Origin of the sequence: Rubrobacter calidifluminis (genome assembly GCF_028617075.1) — a bacterium.
In the GTDB taxonomy this organism is placed as follows: domain Bacteria; phylum Actinomycetota; class Rubrobacteria; order Rubrobacterales; family Rubrobacteraceae; genus Rubrobacter_E; species Rubrobacter_E calidifluminis.
Genome location: NZ_JAQKGV010000002.1, coordinates 97,545 through 114,142, shown reverse-complemented (window position 1 = coordinate 114,142; position 16,598 = coordinate 97,545). Strand labels below are relative to the sequence as shown.

14 protein-coding genes and 4 tRNA genes are annotated in these 16,598 nt (G+C 65.8%); all 18 read right to left on the bottom strand.

Annotation, left to right across the window (positions count from 1 at the left end):
* Nucleotides 1-27: 27 nt before the first annotated feature.
* The 18 genes from PJB24_RS02395 to hpt all read right to left on the bottom strand — a co-directional run bounded on the left by PJB24_RS02395 (nucleotide 28) and on the right by hpt (nucleotide 16,596).
* Nucleotides 28-101 (bottom strand) — tRNA-Met (locus PJB24_RS02395).
* A 44-nt stretch (nucleotides 102-145) separates the two neighbouring features.
* A tRNA-Thr gene (locus tag PJB24_RS02390) sits at nucleotides 146-218 on the bottom strand.
* Between the two features lie 9 nt (nucleotides 219-227).
* Nucleotides 228-309: transfer RNA gene (locus tag PJB24_RS02385), tRNA-Tyr, on the bottom strand.
* A gap of 87 nt (nucleotides 310-396) precedes the next feature.
* Nucleotides 397-468: transfer RNA gene (locus tag PJB24_RS02380), tRNA-Thr, on the bottom strand.
* A 20-nt stretch (nucleotides 469-488) separates the two neighbouring features.
* Nucleotides 489-1,001: an NYN domain-containing protein gene (locus tag PJB24_RS02375; protein ID WP_273842291.1), complete on the bottom strand. Its 513-nt coding sequence runs from the start codon at nucleotides 999-1,001 to the stop codon at nucleotides 489-491.
* Nucleotides 986-1,705: a 23S rRNA (guanosine(2251)-2'-O)-methyltransferase RlmB gene (rlmB, locus tag PJB24_RS02370; protein ID WP_273842290.1), complete on the bottom strand. Its 720-nt coding sequence runs from the start codon at nucleotides 1,703-1,705 to the stop codon at nucleotides 986-988. Before rlmB ends, PJB24_RS02375 begins: the two co-directional genes overlap by 16 nt.
* Nucleotides 1,705-3,123, bottom strand: coding sequence for a cysteine--tRNA ligase (cysS, locus tag PJB24_RS02365; protein ID WP_273842287.1), 1,419 nt, complete (start codon nucleotides 3,121-3,123; stop codon nucleotides 1,705-1,707). Before cysS ends, rlmB begins: the two co-directional genes overlap by 1 nt.
* Nucleotides 3,120-4,472 carry a glutamate--tRNA ligase gene (locus PJB24_RS02360; protein ID WP_273842286.1) on the bottom strand — a complete coding sequence of 451 codons (1,353 nt, stop codon included), beginning with the start codon at nucleotides 4,470-4,472 and terminating at the stop codon, nucleotides 3,120-3,122. Before PJB24_RS02360 ends, cysS begins: the two co-directional genes overlap by 4 nt.
* Nucleotides 4,462-5,547: a DNA integrity scanning diadenylate cyclase DisA gene (gene disA, locus PJB24_RS02355; RefSeq protein ID WP_273842284.1), complete on the bottom strand. Its 1,086-nt coding sequence runs from the start codon at nucleotides 5,545-5,547 to the stop codon at nucleotides 4,462-4,464. Before disA ends, PJB24_RS02360 begins: the two co-directional genes overlap by 11 nt.
* Nucleotides 5,544-6,935, bottom strand: coding sequence for a DNA repair protein RadA (gene radA, locus PJB24_RS02350; RefSeq protein ID WP_273842282.1), 1,392 nt, complete (start codon nucleotides 6,933-6,935; stop codon nucleotides 5,544-5,546). Before radA ends, disA begins: the two co-directional genes overlap by 4 nt.
* Before the next feature lie 120 nt (nucleotides 6,936-7,055).
* The gene (locus PJB24_RS02345) at nucleotides 7,056-9,551 is read right to left on the bottom strand and encodes an ATP-dependent Clp protease ATP-binding subunit (protein WP_273842280.1); all 2,496 of its coding nucleotides are present in this window, start codon (nucleotides 9,549-9,551) and stop codon (nucleotides 7,056-7,058) included.
* A gap of 297 nt (nucleotides 9,552-9,848) precedes the next feature.
* Nucleotides 9,849-11,279, bottom strand: a complete 1,431-nt coding sequence (gene lysS / locus PJB24_RS02340) for a lysine--tRNA ligase (protein WP_273842279.1) — start codon at nucleotides 11,277-11,279, stop codon at nucleotides 9,849-9,851.
* A gap of 101 nt (nucleotides 11,280-11,380) precedes the next feature.
* Nucleotides 11,381-11,866, bottom strand: coding sequence for a transcription elongation factor GreA (gene greA, locus PJB24_RS02335; protein WP_273842276.1), 486 nt, complete (start codon nucleotides 11,864-11,866; stop codon nucleotides 11,381-11,383).
* Between the two features lie 69 nt (nucleotides 11,867-11,935).
* Nucleotides 11,936-12,706, bottom strand: coding sequence for a type III pantothenate kinase (locus tag PJB24_RS02330; protein WP_273842274.1), 771 nt, complete (start codon nucleotides 12,704-12,706; stop codon nucleotides 11,936-11,938).
* Complete coding sequence (gene folK / locus PJB24_RS02325) at nucleotides 12,706-13,215, bottom strand: 2-amino-4-hydroxy-6-hydroxymethyldihydropteridine diphosphokinase (RefSeq protein ID WP_273842272.1); 510 nt, start codon at nucleotides 13,213-13,215, stop codon at nucleotides 12,706-12,708. The genes PJB24_RS02330 and folK overlap by 1 nt, the downstream gene beginning before the upstream one ends.
* Nucleotides 13,199-14,071, bottom strand: coding sequence for a dihydropteroate synthase (gene folP / locus PJB24_RS02320; RefSeq protein ID WP_273842246.1), 873 nt, complete (start codon nucleotides 14,069-14,071; stop codon nucleotides 13,199-13,201). The genes folK and folP overlap by 17 nt, the downstream gene beginning before the upstream one ends.
* A 13-nt stretch (nucleotides 14,072-14,084) precedes the next feature.
* Complete coding sequence (ftsH, locus tag PJB24_RS02315) at nucleotides 14,085-15,959, bottom strand: ATP-dependent zinc metalloprotease FtsH (RefSeq protein WP_273842245.1); 1,875 nt, start codon at nucleotides 15,957-15,959, stop codon at nucleotides 14,085-14,087.
* An 85-nt stretch (nucleotides 15,960-16,044) separates the two neighbouring features.
* On the bottom strand, nucleotides 16,045-16,596 hold the full coding sequence (gene hpt / locus PJB24_RS02310; RefSeq protein WP_420541871.1) for a hypoxanthine phosphoribosyltransferase: 552 nt from the start codon (nucleotides 16,594-16,596) through the stop codon (nucleotides 16,045-16,047).
* Between the last annotated feature and the right edge of the window lie 2 nt (nucleotides 16,597-16,598).

The following is a 16,598-nucleotide window of genomic DNA, read 5'->3' as shown; positions in this document are numbered from 1 at the left end:
TTCTCTCTGAAACCTCAAAACCCGAGGTAGCGGTGGCAGGACTCGAACCTGCGACACGCGGATTATGATTCCGCTGCTCTGACCAACTGAGCTACACCGCCACATCAACTTCACCCGACACCCGGGCAGAGGCCCGGACGCCGAGAGCCCCCGACCGGACTTGAACCGGTGACCCCTTCCTTACCATGGAAGTGCTCTACCGACTGAGCTACAGGGGCACGTCGTCATGGGGGCGGGAGGATTCGAACCTCCGTAGGCAATGCCGGCAGATTTACAGTCTGCTCCCTTTGGCCGCTCGGGCACACCCCCGACACGCTTTTTCGGTGCTCTCTCGAGCACCCCGCTATGGTAGCAAACCATAACGAGTTTTCAACGCGCCTTCGGTCCTTCCGGCGGAGCCCGGGAAGGGATTCGAACCCCCGACCTGCCGCTTACAAGGCGGCTGCTCTACCGCTGAGCTACCCGGGCCTCTCCCGGGGGATTATAGCTCACCGCTCCCTCGGCTCGCGGCGTCTGATCTCCTCGAGCGAACGCAGCGTCTCGGCGGATATTCTCTCCGCGAGACGCAGCCTGCGGGCACTGCGGGGACTGCGTGCCAAGACGGGAAGCTCGTCGAGCAGGTCCTGAAACTCGCGGGGTGTCGCGCGGGTGGCTCCGCGGATGAGGGCCGTACGCTGCAGGGCGAAGTCCGCCGTGAAGACCGTCGCGGGCCCATCGAGGCTCTCTATGAGCCGTTCGATGACGTCGTCGGCGGTCTCGCCAGCGGAGCTGTAGATCACGCGCACCGCACCCCCGGCGTGCTCTTCCTCCCTGCGCGGTTCCGTGGTCCCGTGGGCGTCGAAGACGACGATGACGACGCGGTCGGTCCACCCGGCTGCCTTGAGGGCGTCGTTCACCAGCAGATCGCGGCGCTCCTCGAGCCCGGCCTCCTCCCCTCCCCGCCGGTAGCGATCCAGCGCGGCGATCAGGTTGTAACCGTCAAGGATCAGGTACCGCGCCATCCGCGCTGCCTGATCGCCTCGTAGAGTACGACCGCCGCAGCGGCCGAGACGTTGAGGGAGTCCACGGCGCCGAGCATGGGAATGGAGAAGACCCCATCGCAACCCTCCCGCACCAGGCGTCTGATCCCGGATTCCTCGCCACCGAATACGATCGCCACCGGATCGCTGAGGTCGATGTCCGTGTAGAGGGTATGCTCCCCGCTCTCGGCCGCATAGACCCAGATGCCGGCTCGCTTCATCCTCTCGATGGCCCGGCGCAGGTTGGTCTCCCTGGCGACCCTCACGTGCTCGCTCGCCCCGGCGCTCGCCTTGACGGCGGCCGGTGTCACCGGGGCGGCGCGGTCCTTCGGTATGACGACACCGCTCGATCCGGTACCGTCGGCGGCGCGCAGCACGGCCCCGAGGTTGCGGGGATCCGTCACCCCGTCGAGAACGACGACGAGGGGGCTCGGAGTGTCGAGGATCTCGTCAAGGTCCGAGTAGGGATAGTCACCCGTGCGGGCTATGACCCCCTGATGCACCACCCCGGAGGCGAGGCGCTCTATCTCCCGGCGCGGCACCTCGCTCACTGGCACCTTGCGCGAAGCCGCGAGGGAGGAGATCTCGGGATTGCGGATTGCCATCAGAACCTCCAGCACCTCCCGGCGACCACTCCGCAGCGCCTCGAGCACCGGGCGCACGCCGTAGATCAGCTCGGGCTCCACTACCTCAACGGGTTCAGGACGGGTCCAGCCGGCGTGTCCTCCAGCACCCAGCCGCGTCCCCTTATCTCCTCGCGCAGCCCGTCTGCGACGGACCAGTTCTTCTGTCGGCGCGCCGCCTCCCGCTCGGCAACCATCCGCAGAAGCTCTTCGCCAGGGTCCCCACCGGCATAGCGGATGGTGACACCGTCTACCTCCGCCGTCCGTTCCTCCGAGAGTTCGAAGCTGAAGACGTCGAATATCTCGCGCATCGCCGCCGCGAGCGAGGCGAACCGGGTTGCGGATTCCCGACCCCCGGCGATCTCACGCCCCGCAGCGCGGGCGGCATCGAAGAGAGCCGCCACCACCTCCGGCGTGTTGAGGTCGTCGGCCATCGCCGCGTGGTATCGCTCGCGCAGCTCCGCAGCGAGACTCTCGGAGAGAGCGGAGGAATCGCGCGAGTCGGAAATCTCCCGGTAGAAACGGAACAGCCGCTCGGAGGAGCGCCCCTTCTCCAGGAGGATCTCATCAGCGTACTCAACCGGCTGCGAGTAGTGACTCTGCAAAAGCCACATCCTGATGGCGTTCCTGCCGTGGCGGCCGACGGCCTCCATGACGTCCACGACGTTGCCCACGCTTTTGGCCATCTTGTCCTCGGCGAAGTTGACCATCCCGTGGTGCGCCCACGCCCGCACGAAGGTGCGCCCGGGGTTGGCCCCCTCGCTCTGCGCGAGCTCGTTCTCGTGGTGCGGGAAGCGCAGGTCGGTGCCGCCACCGTGGATGTCCGCCCCATCCGGCAGGTGTTTTATGACCATTGCCGAGCACTCGATGTGCCAGCCCGGCCTCCCCGGCCCCCACGGGCTCTCCCAGGAGGGTTCTCCCGGCTTGGAGGCCTTCCACAGCGCGAAGTCGAGCGGGCTCTCCTTGTAGCCGCTGGCCCCTTTTTCGGTCTCGCGCATCTCCTCCGGGCGCTGGTGCGAGAGCCGGCCGTACCCGGGATAGCTCCCCACCCGGTAGTAGACATCACCGTTACCTGGAGCGTAGGCGTGCCCCCGCCTGATGAGCACCTCCACGAGCGAGATGATCTCGGGTATGTGCTCGGTGGCCCGGGGCTCCACGTCCGGCAGGCCCACCCCCAGCGCCGCGAGCCGCTCGTGGTAGGAGCGGGTGTAGCGGCGTACGATCTCCTTCCAGGAGACACCTTCGGCGTTGGCCCGGTTTATGATCTTGTCCTCCACATCCGTTATGTTCTGGACGAAGGTGACCCGGTACCCCCTGCTGCGCAGGTACCTCACGACGACGTCCCAGAAAAGAGGCGCCCGGGCGTTCCCTATGTGTATGTCGTTGTAAACGGTCGGGCCGCAGACGTAGAGTCCCACCCGCCCGTCCCGGACCACGTCCACCAGCCCTCCGCTCAGGGTGTCTCTGACCATCACGCTCATAGTGCCCCTAGTCTAGCCTCTCTCGCGGCTTCTATCCTCCTCACTGACTCCTCCACCCCGAGAACGGCGATGATATAGGGCATCCCAGGCCCCTTCTCCCTGCCGGTGAGCGCGAGGCGCAGCGGATGCAGTAGCTCCCGAGCGCTTATTCCTTCCTCCCTCGCCCGGCCCCGGATCTCCTCGACAAAACGTCGGGCATCCTCCACATCCTCAATCTCCCGCTCCTCCAACATCACCGCCACCCATCCGTAGACCTCAGCACTCGAGCGCGGAAGGTCCCGGACGAAGTCCTCCGGATCGACCGGAGAGGTGATCGCACTCAGAAGCCCGGGAGCTTCGGAGAGGGTGCGCAGCTCGCTCCGTATCGCCTCAACGGCGGCGGGCCTGCGCCCGGGGGGGATACCCGCCCCATCGAGCGCGGGTTCGAGTAGCCTCTCGAGTTCACCAGCCGGGAGCGAGCGGATGCGGCGGGCGTTGGCCGCGAGGAGCCTCTTCGGGTCGAATATCGCCGGGCTCGCGTGCAACCGGGAGGGGTCGAACTCCCGCACGAGCTCGTCGAGACCTCGGAAATCCTCCCTTCCCCCGGGATGAGACCAACCAAGGAGTGACAGGTAGCTCACGAGTGCCTCCGGCAGGTACCCATCCTTTCTGTACTCACAAACGCTCGTCGCCCCGCTGCGCTTGCTGAGCTTCTTCCCGTCGGGCCCGAGGACCACCCCGAGGTGGATGAACTCCGGCTCCCGGAGTCCCAGAGCACGATAGAGCAGAACCTGCCGGGCCGTATTAGAGAGGTGCTCCTCGCCGCGGATCACTTGGGTTATGCACATCTCGGCGTCGTCGACCACACAGGCGAAGTTGTAGGCGGGCATCCCGTCGGACTTCATGATGACGAAGTCTTCGATCCTTGAGAAATGGATCTCCCCCCGCAACCCGTCATGGAAGCTCCCTCGCCGCAGGGGCGGGCGAAAGTAGAGCGCCCGCCTCCCGGATTCGTCCCGCTTTTCGTAGGCGAACCCCGAACGCAGTAGCTTCTCCGCAGCCTCCCGGTACAGCTCCCCCCGCTCGCTCTGACGAACCGGGCTCCCGTCGAACGTGAGCCCCAACCAGGCGAGATCCTCGAGCTGAGCCTCCTCGAAACGGCGGTGGCTGCGCGAGCGGTCGGTATCCTCAATCCGAAGGAGCACCTCACCACCCTCGTGCCGGGCGAAGAGGTAATCGAAGAGTGCGGTCCGAGCCCCCCCTAGATGCAACATCCCGGTGGGGCTCGGCGCGAACCTGGTCCTTACGCTCACGACCCGCCCGGAAGACCTCCTCGAAGCCGGGATGGACCCACGGAGCTCAGAGGGCATCCTCCGAAGGATCGAGATCCCGCTGCCGCTTCAGGCCGCGCCGGATGGCCCGGGCGCGGGCCTGCCCAACCCCCTCGACGTCGTCGAGTTCCTCCTCGGAAGCCTCGAGCAACCCCTTCAGGGAACCGAACTCGTTGATGAGCCGCTCGGCCACCTTCCTCGGCAGGCGAGGAACGCGCGCCAGCTGCCTGTAACCCCTGGGCTTGACGAAGAAGTCCTCGGTCTGCCCGACCGAGCCGTAGCCGAGGGCCTGGCTTATCTGCATGGGCTCGGAGAGCTCCTCGGGAGTGAGGGCCCGCAGCCGCCCGAGCGCATCTCGATAGCCCACATCTTCCTCCACGTAGTCCCGGAGCAGGGCCTCATACTGCTCCGGGACGTCGTGGAAGGCCTGCTCGAGCTGCATCTCGACCAGCCGTCCTTCGCTGCCAAGCTCCCGGATGTAGGCCTTTATCTCCTCGGCTATCCTCACCGAGGTCTCGAAAGTGCTCACCGCGCTTATCACTTCCCGCAGCGTTACCACCCCGTCGTACTCGTGCAGCGTGAGTATCCTCGCCTCGTCCCTGAGCCGGCGGGTGAACTTCTCCAGGGTGGCGAGCGCGGAGTCAGCCTTGGAGAGCATCACCCCGATGTCCTCCAGCACGTGTGGCCCGTAGGAGCCCTGGTAGAGGCTGACGACCCGCCGCCGCTCGGAGACCACGATCACGAGATCCCCGGTCTGTTGCGCGGTGCGGTGACCGGAGAGATGTCGCATCCCGGTCTCCTCGGAGGGAAGCGAAGGGTCCGGGTTCAGCTGCACGTTGGCGTAGTGGATGACCGAGAAGTCCGGAGAGACGACGAGCGCCCCGTCCATCTTGGCCAGCTCGTAGAGACGCATCGGGGTGAAGGAACAGTCTATCTTTATCCCACCCGAGATGATGCCGAGGCGCTTGAGCTTCTCCGGGGTGGAGACGACGATCAGAGCGCCGTTGTTGGCGTGGATGATGTTGTCTATGCCCTCCCTGAGCTCGGTCCCGGGGGCCACCAGCGCGAGCGCCTCGGCCAGCTCGGGAGGCATCCTGCGCTGCCGGCCGCTCACGAGAGTGCGGCCTCTACCGCCTCCTGCAGCGTCCTTACCTCCACCGGACCTGGATCTCTTCCTGCTCGACGGGCACCTCCGTCTGCCGCACGACGCCTGGAACGGACCTTCGGCCTAATTATACGCGTGAAGCCCATCTTGAGGAGCTCCCTCTCACGCCGCTCGGCCCCGGGGACGGCCCTCAGGTCTCCGGTCAGCCCTACCTCGCCGAAGCACGCCGTTCCCGCCTGTATCGGGCGGTCCCGAAGGGCCGATGCTATGGCCAGCGCCACCCCGAGGTCGGCCGCGGGTTCCTCGACACGCACCCCTCCGGAGACGTTGACGTAGACGTCCTGAGAGCCGAGGGAGAGGCCGGCCCGGCGCGAGAGCACGGCGCAGAGCATGCTCACCCGGCCCGCATCCACCCCACCCCCCATGCGGCGCGGCACGGCGAGGTGGCTCGGAGAAACTAGGCTCTCTATCTCGACCAGCATCGGCCTCGTACCCTCCATGAGGCAGACCGTCACCACCCCAGGCGGAGTCCCTCCCTCACGCTCGGAGAGGAAGAAAGCCGAAGGATCGGAGACCTCGACCATCCCCCTGCCGGTCATCTCGAAGACGCCGACCTCGTTGGTCGAGCCGAAACGGTTCTTCAACCCCCGCAGCACGCGGAAGGCCTGAAAGCGGTCCCCCTCGAACTGGAGCACTGTGTCCACCATGTGCTCGAGCACCCTCGGCCCGGCGATCGAACCCTCCTTGGTCACGTGCCCGACGAGGACGACCGCGATTCCCTCGCTCTTGGCCACACGCATCAGCCTGGCGGCGCTCTCTCGTACCTGCCCGACGCTCCCCGGAGCCCCGGAGAGATCAGGCGAGTAGAGCGTCTGGATCGAGTCGACCACCACGACCTCGGGCCTCTCCTCCAGGATGGTCGCCTCTATCACGTCGACGTCGGTCTCGGCGAGCACCCGGAAACCGGACTCCCCGACCCCTATCCTGCGGGCGCTCATCGCGACCTGCCGCGGGGATTCCTCGCCCGAGACCATGAGGCACCTCCCCCCGAGGTGTCCCATCATCTGCAGAAGCAGCGTGCTCTTTCCCACCCCGGGTTCCCCTCCGACGAGTACCAGAGACCCGGGCACGAGACCGCCCCCGAGCACCCGGTCGAGCTCGGCCATACCGGTCTTGAGACGTCTCTCCCGCTCCGCTACCACATCCCCCATCGAGAACGTCGGTGCGGCGGCGCCACGCCTCGCGGCCCGGCTCGCGAAACCCGTGGCCGAACCCTTTGCGGAATCCCTCAGCTCCTCGGCGAACGTGCTCCACTGCCCGCACTCCGGGCAGCGGCCGAGCCACTTGGGCTCCTCGTGACCGCAGTTAGAGCAGACGTAGACGGTCTTCGAAGGCATGAGGTGATTGTAAGGTATCGTCGGTCCTTCTCCAGAAGAAAACAGTGAAAGAAGAGCTGCGCCCCCACTCGAGTGGGGGCGCAGCCTTCCCGGCAGAACCAGCTCTCGCAGAGAGAGCGGCTACTCGGCCTTCACGACCTCCTTGGGTTGGATGACCTTGAAGTCCACGATGGACTGGTCGTCGGTGGCATCGTCGGCCGAGATGTCGTTCGCCTCGACGATCACCTTCGACCCGTTGGGGACCTCACCCCGCAGGATCATCTCGCTCATCGGATCCTCGACCATCCGCTGCAGGACCCGCTTCAAGGGCCTCGCCCCGAACGCCGGGTCGTAGCCGGCCTCGGCGAGCTTGTCGAGCGCCTCGGTGGTGAACTCCAGGGTCACGTCGCGCTCGGCGAGCTGGTTGCGCAGCCGCTTTATCTGGATCTCGATGATCTGGCGCACGTGCTCCCGCTCGAGCTTGTGGAAGACGATGACCTCGTCGATCCTGTTCAAGAGCTCGGGACGGAAGATCTTCCTCAGCTCGCTCGTCACCCGGGACTTCATCTCCTTGTAGGAGAGCCCCTCTTCACCGGCGCCGAAGCCCAGAGTCTTGGTCTTGTTGATGTGCTGCGCCCCGACGTTGGAGGTCATGATCAGGACGACGTTCTTGAAGTCGACCTTGCGCCCCTGGGCGTCGGTGAGCTGCCCGTCCTCCAGGATCTGCAGCAGGATGTTGAACACGTCCGGGTGGGCCTTCTCGATCTCGTCGAAGAGCACCACCGAGTACGGCTTGCGCCGGACGGCCTCGGTGAGCTGTCCACCCTCGTCGTAGCCGACGTACCCCGGAGGCGAGCCGACCAGCCGGCTCACGGTGTGCCGCTCCATGTACTCGGACATGTCGAGCCGGATCATCGCGTTCTGGTCACCGAAGAGGTACTCTGCGAGCGTGCGGGCGAGCTCGGTCTTCCCGACGCCGGTCGGCCCGAGGAAGACGAACGAGCCGCTCGGGCGGTTCGGGTCCTTGAGGCCCGCCATCGTGCGCCGGATGGAGCGGCTGACTGCCTTTATGGCTTCGTCCTGCCCCACGACGCGCCCGTGCAGGGCCTCCTCCATGTGCAAAAGCCGCTCGGATTCCTCCTCGGTGAGCTTCTTGACCGGGATGCCGGTCCACATGGAGACGATCTCCGCGATCTCGTTCTCCCCGATGGAGACCTGCTTCTCGCCCTCGCCCTGCCGCCACTGCTGGTCGAGCTCGCGGCGCCTGAGCGCCAGCTCACGCTCGCTGTCCCTCAGTCGCGCCGCCTTCTCGTACTCCTGCGCGTCGATGGCGGCCTCCTTCTGGGCCCGAACCTGCGCGAGCTCCTCGTCGACCTCCTTGTAGTACGGGGGCTGCGACATCGTCTTTATGCGCATCTTCGAGGCCGCCTCGTCGACCAGGTCTATCGCCTTGTCCGGCAGGAAGCGGTCGGAGATGTAGCGGTCGCCGAGCTGCGAGGCGGCGCGCAGCGCCTCGTCGGTTATGTGCAGCTTGTGGTGCGCCTCGTACTTGTCCCTGAGCCCCTTGAGGATGAGCTCGGTCTCCTCGACGCTCGGCTCGCCGACCTGGATGACCTGGAAGCGACGCTCGAGCGCCTTGTCCTTCTCCAGGTGCTTGCGGTACTCGTCGATCGTCGTGGCACCGATCACCTGCAGCTCGCCCCTGGCGAGAGCTGGCTTGAGGATCGAAGCGGCGTCGATCGCCCCTTCCGCCGCCCCCGCTCCGACGAGGTTGTGGATCTCGTCGATGAAGAGGATGATGTCACCGTGGTCGGTGATCTCCTTCATTATCTTCTTGAGGCGCTCCTCGAATTCGCCGCGGTACTTCGAGCCCGCGACCAGCGCCCCCAGATCGAGCGTGTAGACCTCCTTGTTGGCGAGCAGGTCCGGAACACGCCCGGCCGCGATCTCGTTGGCCAGCCCCTCGACGATCGCGGTCTTGCCGACCCCCGGCTCGCCGATGATCACCGGGTTGTTCTTGGTGCGGCGCACCAGGATCTGCATGATCCGCTCGATCTCCTGCGTGCGTCCGATGACCGGGTCGAGCTTGTCCTCCATCGCGAGCGCCGTGAGGTTGCGCCCGTACTGGTCGAGCTGGCGCGTCTTCGGCCTGCGGGCCTCGGCCCCACCTCTCCCGACGGCCTCGCGCCCCCTCTGGGCCCGGCCGCCGCCGAGGAGCTCCACCACCTTGCGCCTGACCTTGTCCGGATCGACGTCGAGGTTGGAGAGCACCCTCGCCGCCACCCCCTCGGACTCGCGCACGAGCCCGAGCAGGATGTGCTCGGTGCCGATGTAGTTGTGCCCGAGCTGCAGCGCCTCTCTCAGCGCGAGCTCGAGAACCTTCTTCGAGCGGGGCGTGAACGGAGCCTGACCACCGGTCCCCTCCTCGCCGTAGCCGACGATGCTCTCGACCTGCTCTCTGACGTCGTCCAGCGTGACCCCGAGTGAAGTCAGCGCCCGGGCGGCGACGCCCTCGTCCTCGCGCAGCAGACCGAGGAGCAGATGCTCGGTCCCGATGTAGTTGTGGTTGAAGTGCCTGGCCTCCTCCTGGGCCAGAACGACGACCTTGCGGGCCCTCTCCGTGAATCGTTCAAACATCAGCGGGAGCCTCCTCTATAATCCCGAGGGTCCTTCACGGTATAGGGTACAGTTACTCTGTGTATATGGTTTGATCTATATAGCCTGTACATCGGTGAGAGCTTGCTCTTCGGGGCCACCTGCGGAACCTCTTTCTCATCACACCAACCACCATGAAGTATACAAGGATTCGGCCACGCCCATTTGACTTTCGCGGGCCTTTACGCTAAGAGCGCTAAAGATGTCTCTTCCTCAACCTTAGAAACGCCAGTACATCCGCGAGTCTAGCACCCCGACGGATCGAACTGGTGATAAATATTACACCATGAAGCGCTCCCTCACGACCTCGGTGGGGAGAGAGGCCAGGAAGGGCCCGGCCTTGGGCCCGCTCTGCCTGCCGAGCAGCACGGTGTAGACCGCCGCGAAGGCCTTCTTCGGCTTGAGCCCCATCTCTCTGGCCGTCGAGTAGAGAAGGTCCTGTATCTCTGCGGCTTCCGACTCGTCGGGCAGCCTGTTCCCCACCCGCCTGAGATAAGCCCGCTGCTCCTCGTCCAGCTTCTCGACGGCGGAGGGCAGCTGCGCGGGGTCGAGCAGCTCGTAGCGCAGCGACGCGGGCGCCCACCGCGCAGCCCAGTTGCGGGCGTAGGCGAGGTCCCGCGCCAGATTCCCGGTATCCGCCGCAGCCTCCCCGTACCCTCCCCGGCGCAGCATCGCCGCGGCCGCCTCGACGTCCTCGCCGACGGTCTGTGCGACGATGGCCAGATGGGTGAACGGGACGAACGGACGTCCACTCTCCCGCCTGTATTCGTCCATGAAGCGCGGCAACCCGTTCTCCAGATCGAGGTCCAGGGCCCGCGAAGGGTCGGCGCCGAGCACCATGGTCCTGAGGGCGTCGGGCGGCATCACCTCGAGCAGCTCCTTCGGGAGCAGAACCACGCCCCTGGAGCTGCTCATCGCCCCCTGGCCCCGGATGTTGATCCACTCGTACTCGTAACGGCCCGGCACCGGGTAGCGGAAGACCTCCCGGGCCATCCTGTCCGCCGAGTCGGTCGATCCACCGCGGCTGGTGTGGTCCTTGCCGAAGGGCTCGAAGGTCACCCCGAGCGCCTTCCAGCGCGCCGGAAGCTCGACCCTCCAGCCGAGCTTCCCCTCGCCCTTCGAGTAGTCCGCCACCTCCTTGTGCCCCTCCTCGTCCACGTAGACGACCCGGCTCTCCTCCGGCAGGTGCTCCACCACCCGGTTGCCGGTGAGGCGTCCGGAGGCCGCACGCGGCAGAAAGGGCGACCACCCTTCGGGCATCCTCCTGCCCGTGACCTCCTGCAGGATACGCCGCAGCTCCTCCGTGTGCTCCAGGGCCTCGCGGATGACGTCGGTGTAGACGCCGCTCTCGTAGAGCTCGTGCGAGCGCAGGACCTCTATCTCCATCCCCATCTCCTCGAGCGCCTCCTCGAACGGGGAGAGGAAGTGCTCCGCGTAGGAGGGATGACAGTCCCCGACCGGGTCGGGTACGTGCGAGAGGCTCTGGCCCAGAAACTCACCGAAGGTCTCGGGGATACCCGGCGCGATCTTGCGCAGCGGGTCTATCGTGTCGGCGTGGAAGATGAAGCGCGTCCTCTCCCCCCGCTCGCGCAGCGCCCGCGCCACAGCCTCGGCGACCAGCACCTCCCGCAGGTTGCCGACGTGGATGTTGCCGGAGGGGCTGATCCCGGAGACGACGACATGGGGGCCCCTCCCGAGGGCCCCTGCCACCTGCGATGCCCATCCGGGTGTCGTGGCGCGCACCATGCTGTTCAAGATCTCACCGTCCGCCGGCGTAGGGCCGGATCGTGAAACGGGTATACCGGCCCTCCCTAGCCAGCGTCCTCGACGCTCACGATCTCGTACTCCGTCGAACCGCGTGGCGTGGAGACCACCACGCGTTCTCCCGGGCGGCGCTTGAGTACGGCACGCCCGACCGGGGAGGCGTGGGAGAGCTTGCCGCTCGTGGGGTCGGACTCGTTGGCACCCACGATCTCGAAGGTACGTTCCTTCCCCTCGCCCACGGCCCGGATCGTGACCCGGCTGCCCAGCTCCACGGCATCCCCGTTTGAAGCCGAACGCTCGACCACCCGTGCATTGCGCAGGCGGCGCTGGATCTCGCTGATCCTACGCTCGAGCAGGTACTGCTCGTTCTTGGCGTCGTCGTACTCCGAGTTCTCGGAGAGATCCCCGAACTCCCGGGCCTGACGTATGCGGTCGGCCACCTCCTTGCGCCGGTGCTCGGTCAGGTAGGCGAGCTCTTCCTGCAGTTTCCTGTAACCTTCTGGAGTCAGCAGTTCCTGGTTCTTCTCGCTCATAAGCTGGCAGAGTATAAGAGCGCCCCCCGCAGGTTTCAACGAGGCCGCGGACAATTTTTCCGAACGGCTTCACGCCGCGTTCATCTCGTAGAGTATCTTGAGCCCCTTGAGCGTCAGGGCGGGGTCGAAGACTTCTATCTCCCGGCAATGATCGACGATGACCGGAGCTGGTCCCCCGGTGGCCACGACCCTCGTGTCCTCGCCGGCGTCGAGCTCCACCTTGAAACGGCGGATGAGCGAGTCCACCGCCCCCGCGTACCCGTAGACGAAGCCACTGCGGATCGAATCCGGGGTGTTGGTCGCGATGGCCTTGGGAACCTTCTCTTCCAGATCCACGCTGGTGAGCTTGGCGGCCCGCGAGACGAGGGCCTCGAGCGAGACGTAGATGCCGGGCATGATCGCCCCCCCGAGGTAGCTGCCGCGTGCGTCGACCGCGCAGACGGTCGTCGCCGTACCGAAATCCACGATTATCACCGGGGTGCCGTAGAGGCGGCTCGCGGCGACCGAGTTGACTATCCGGTCGGAACCGACCTGCGCCGGGTTGTCGTAGCGGTTCTCGAGCCCGGTCTTCATCCCGGCCGAGACGGCGTAGAAGGGAACCCCCATCAGGTCTTCGGCGAGGTGCTTGTAGGAGCGGACGAGCGGCGGTACGTCGCTGGAGATGATCATGGCGCTGATGTCCCCGAGCCCGACCCCGCGCAGCGCGAACAGCGACGCACAGCTCGCCCCCACCTCGTCGGCCATGCGGTGGGGCTCGGTCGCCATCCGCCACGTCGCGCGCAGCTCGTCCCCCTCGAAGATGCCGAGCACGGTCTGGGTGTTGCCCACGTCAGCCGCCATCAACAACGCAGCTCCACCCCCTCTACCTCTCTGATGCCGCCCCGGTCCGAACGCTGCAGCAGATCGACGACCAGCCCCGCACCGGGGATGCACAGCCCTGCGTCTATGTCCGCGAGCCCCACGAGGTTGAACGCCCGGAGGATGCCGGGGTGCGGGAGCGAAAGCCCGGGCCACTCGCCGACCACATCACCGAAGAGCAGGATGTCGATGTCGATCGTGCGCGGCGCCTTCTCCCCTTTCTTCCGCCGTCCGAGTCCGGCCTCAACACCCTGACAGAAACGCAGAAGCTCCATCGGAGATATCAGGGAGTCGACCTCCGCGACGAGGTTGAGATAAGGGGGCTGGGGCCCCGAGACCTCCACCGGCTCCGTCTCGTAGAGGCGGGAGATGTCCTTGATGGCCGTGGGATAGCCCAGATCTAGCGCGTCGAGCGCCGAGCGCAGGTGCCCCAGGCGATCTCCGAGGTTGCTCCCCAGGCTGAGGAAGACCCTCTCACCCACCCCGCTCACCGATCAGAAGCATCCTCGCGACGTCCAGCGCCTCCCGGTTGGCGCGCACGTCGTGCACCCGGAAGATGCTCGCGCCGCGCTCGTAGGCCAGCACGGTGGTCGCCACGGTTCCGAACAGGCGCTCCTTCGGGGTCTGCACGCCCGTTATGGTCCCGATGAAACGCTTGCGGGAGGTTCCCACGAGAACCGGGAACCCGAGCTCGCAGATCTCGCCCAGCCGGCGCAAGAGCTCCAGGTTGTGCTCCACGGTCTTGCCGAACCCGATGCCGGGATCGAGTATGATCCTGCCGGGGTCGATGCCGCACCCGACCGCGTAATCCACCCGCTCGCGCAGGAAGTCCCTCACCTCGCGCACCACATCCTCGTAGCGCGGGTCCCGCTGCATCGTCCTCGGCTCCCCGAGCATGTGCATGAGCACGACCTCACATCCAGCCCCGGCGACCACCGAAGCCATCCGCTCGTCCCCCCGCAACGCGGTGACGTCGTTGACGATGCTCGCCCCCTCCTCGAGAGCGGCCTCCGCGGTTTGCGCGTGGTAGGTGTCGACGGAGATCTTCGTTCCCGGCCGAGCGTCGAGGACGGCACGGATGGCGGGCAGCACCCGCCTCTGCTCCTCCTCCTGCGGTACGGGCTCGGCGCCGGGGCGGGTGGACTCGCCGCCTACATCGAGGATCTCCGCCCCTTCGTCGAGCAGCGCAAGAGCGTGCTCCAGAGCGGACTCGACAGAGAAAAACTCCCCCCCGTCGGAGAAGGAGTCAGGGGTGACGTTCAGCACCCCCATGAGGCGGGGCGAGGAGCCGGATACCCCGCACTCCCCGGCCCCGCCGGGCACCTCCCGCGTGATCTGCCAGACCAAAACCCGCGGTCTCCTAGTGGCCGTTTCTCGCCGACGGGCCCTCGAAATGGACCTCGTCCACCGCGTACTCCTCGACCAGCCTCCTGAGGTGCTCGGAGTCGACGGTCTCGTACTCGATGAGCGCCTGGGCCAGCTTGTCCAGAAGCGTCCGGTTGCGGATCAGGATGTCCTCCGCCGTGTCGTAGGACTCGTCGACGATGCGCCTTATCTCCTTGTCGATCTGGAATGCTATCTCGTCGGAGTAATCCGGCTGGTGGGAGGCGAAGTCCCTCCCCAGGAACACCTGCCCGTCGTTGCGGCCAAGCGCGAGGGGGCCGAGCTTGTCGCTCATGCCGTAGCGGGTGACCATCTGCCGGGCGGTCTGGGTAACCCGCTCGAGGTCGTTGGAGGCACCGGTGGTTATCTCGTCGAAGACCACCCGCTCGGCGGCCCGCCCCCCGAGCATCTGCGCCAGATGGGCCATCATCTGCTTGCGGCTCATCATGAACCGGTCCTCGGCCGGCAGGCTCATCGTGACACCCAGGGCCTGCCCGCGCGGGATGATCGTTATCTTGTGCACGGGATCGGCGTCCGGCAGGAGCGCACCGACTATCGCGTGACCGGCCTCGTGGTAGGCGGTGATCTCCTTCTCCTTCTCGGAGATGATGCGGGTCTTGCGCTCCGGCCCGGCTATCACCCGGTCTATGGCCTCCTCCATCTCGGCCATGCCGATCTGGTCCTTGTTGTGCCGCGCCGCAAGCAGCGCAGCCTCGTTGACCAGGTTGGCCAGATCCGCTCCGGTGAACCCGGGCGTGCTGCGCGCGATGGTGGAGATGTCCACGTCGTCGGCGAGCGGCTTGCCGCGGGTGTGCACCTGCAGGATCTTCTCCCTCCCCGGCAAATCGGGCCTGTCCACCACTATCTGCCGGTCGAAACGTCCGGGCCTCAGCAGTGCCGGGTCGAGGATGTCCGGCCGGTTGGTCGCCGCGAGCATGATGATCCCGCTCTTGGTGTCGAACCCGTCCATCTCGACCAGAAGCTGGTTAAGGGTCTGCTCGCGCTCGTCGTGGCCGCCGCCCATCCCGGCCCCGCGCTGACGCCCCACGGCGTCGATCTCGTCCATGAAGATTATGCACGGGGAGTTCTGCTTGGCCTGCTCGAAGAGGTCGCGCACCCGGCTCGCCCCAACGCCGACGAACATCTCGACGAAGTCCGAGCCGGAGATGCTGAAGAAGGGCACGCCGGCCTCCCCGGCGACGGCCCTGGCGAGCAGCGTCTTGCCGGTCCCCGGAGGCCCTACCAGGAGCGCCCCCTTCGGGATACGCGCCCCGAGCCGCTGGAACTTCTGTGGATTCTCCAGGAACTCCTTTATCTCGGTGAGCTCCTGCACCGCCTCGTCGGCCCCGGCCACGTCCTTGAACGTCACCTTAGGCTGGTCCTTGCTCATTCGCCTGGCCCGGCTCTTCCCGAAGCTCATCACCCGGTTGCCCCCGCCCTGCATGCTGCTCATGAACAGGACGAAGAGGATCAGGATCAGGATAGCGGGAGCGAGGTAGCTGAGCAGGTTGAGCCAGAAGCCGGACTTCTGGACGTCGGTGACGAAAGCTATGTTGTGCTGATTGAGAACGCCGGCGACGTCATAACCCGAAGGGTAGGAGTACTGGAAGTGTTTGCCGTTCTTCAGCTTGCCCGTCACCTTCTGCTCCTGGTCGTGGACCGTGAGCATGTTGCTGCTGCCGTTCGAAACATTGGTGACGAATTCGTGCTGCCTGACGGCCTTGATCCACTGCTGGGAGTTGAGTGTCTCGACGTTCTGGTTACCCGTGGAGAGCACCCGTACCAGGATAACGGCGAAGATCAGCAGTATGATGAAATACAGCAGTCCGCCGTTTCTCAAGAATCTGCCCAACTCTCTAACCTCTCACGAAATACGGCAAGGGACACCGGAATTATACTACCCGGCCCGCTCCGGCAAGCGAAGGCTCTCCGCGACTCTAGCGCTTCCCGTCTCCCTGGAACACCTCGGGCTTGAGCACGCAGATGTCAGGGAGGTTGCGGTACGCCCCGGCGTAGTCGAGCCCATAACCGACGACGAACTCGTCCGGCACCTCAAAACCCAGGTACTTCACCTCTATCTCAACCCTCCTGCGACTCGGCTTGCTCAGAAGCGCAAAGATCTCCAAAGACGCCGGGTTGCGCGCAAGCAGCGATCTTTTCAGGTAGGAGAGGGTCAGCCCCGTGTCGATTATATCCTCCACGATGAGCACGTGCCGGCCGGTTATGTTCTCTTCGAGGTCTTTGAGGATGCGAACCACTCCGCTCGAGGAGGTTCCGGTCCCATAGGAGGAGATGTCCATGAAATCTATCTCACACGGCAGGTCGATGTATCGCATGAGGTCCCCGAGCACTATCACCGCCCCGCGCAGGATACAGACGAGAAGCGGATTCTTGTCCCGGTAATCCTCGGTGATCCTCCCACCCAGCTCGCGTACCTTTTGCTGGATCTCCTCGGAAGGGATGAGGATCTTCTCCACGTCGGGCATCATGC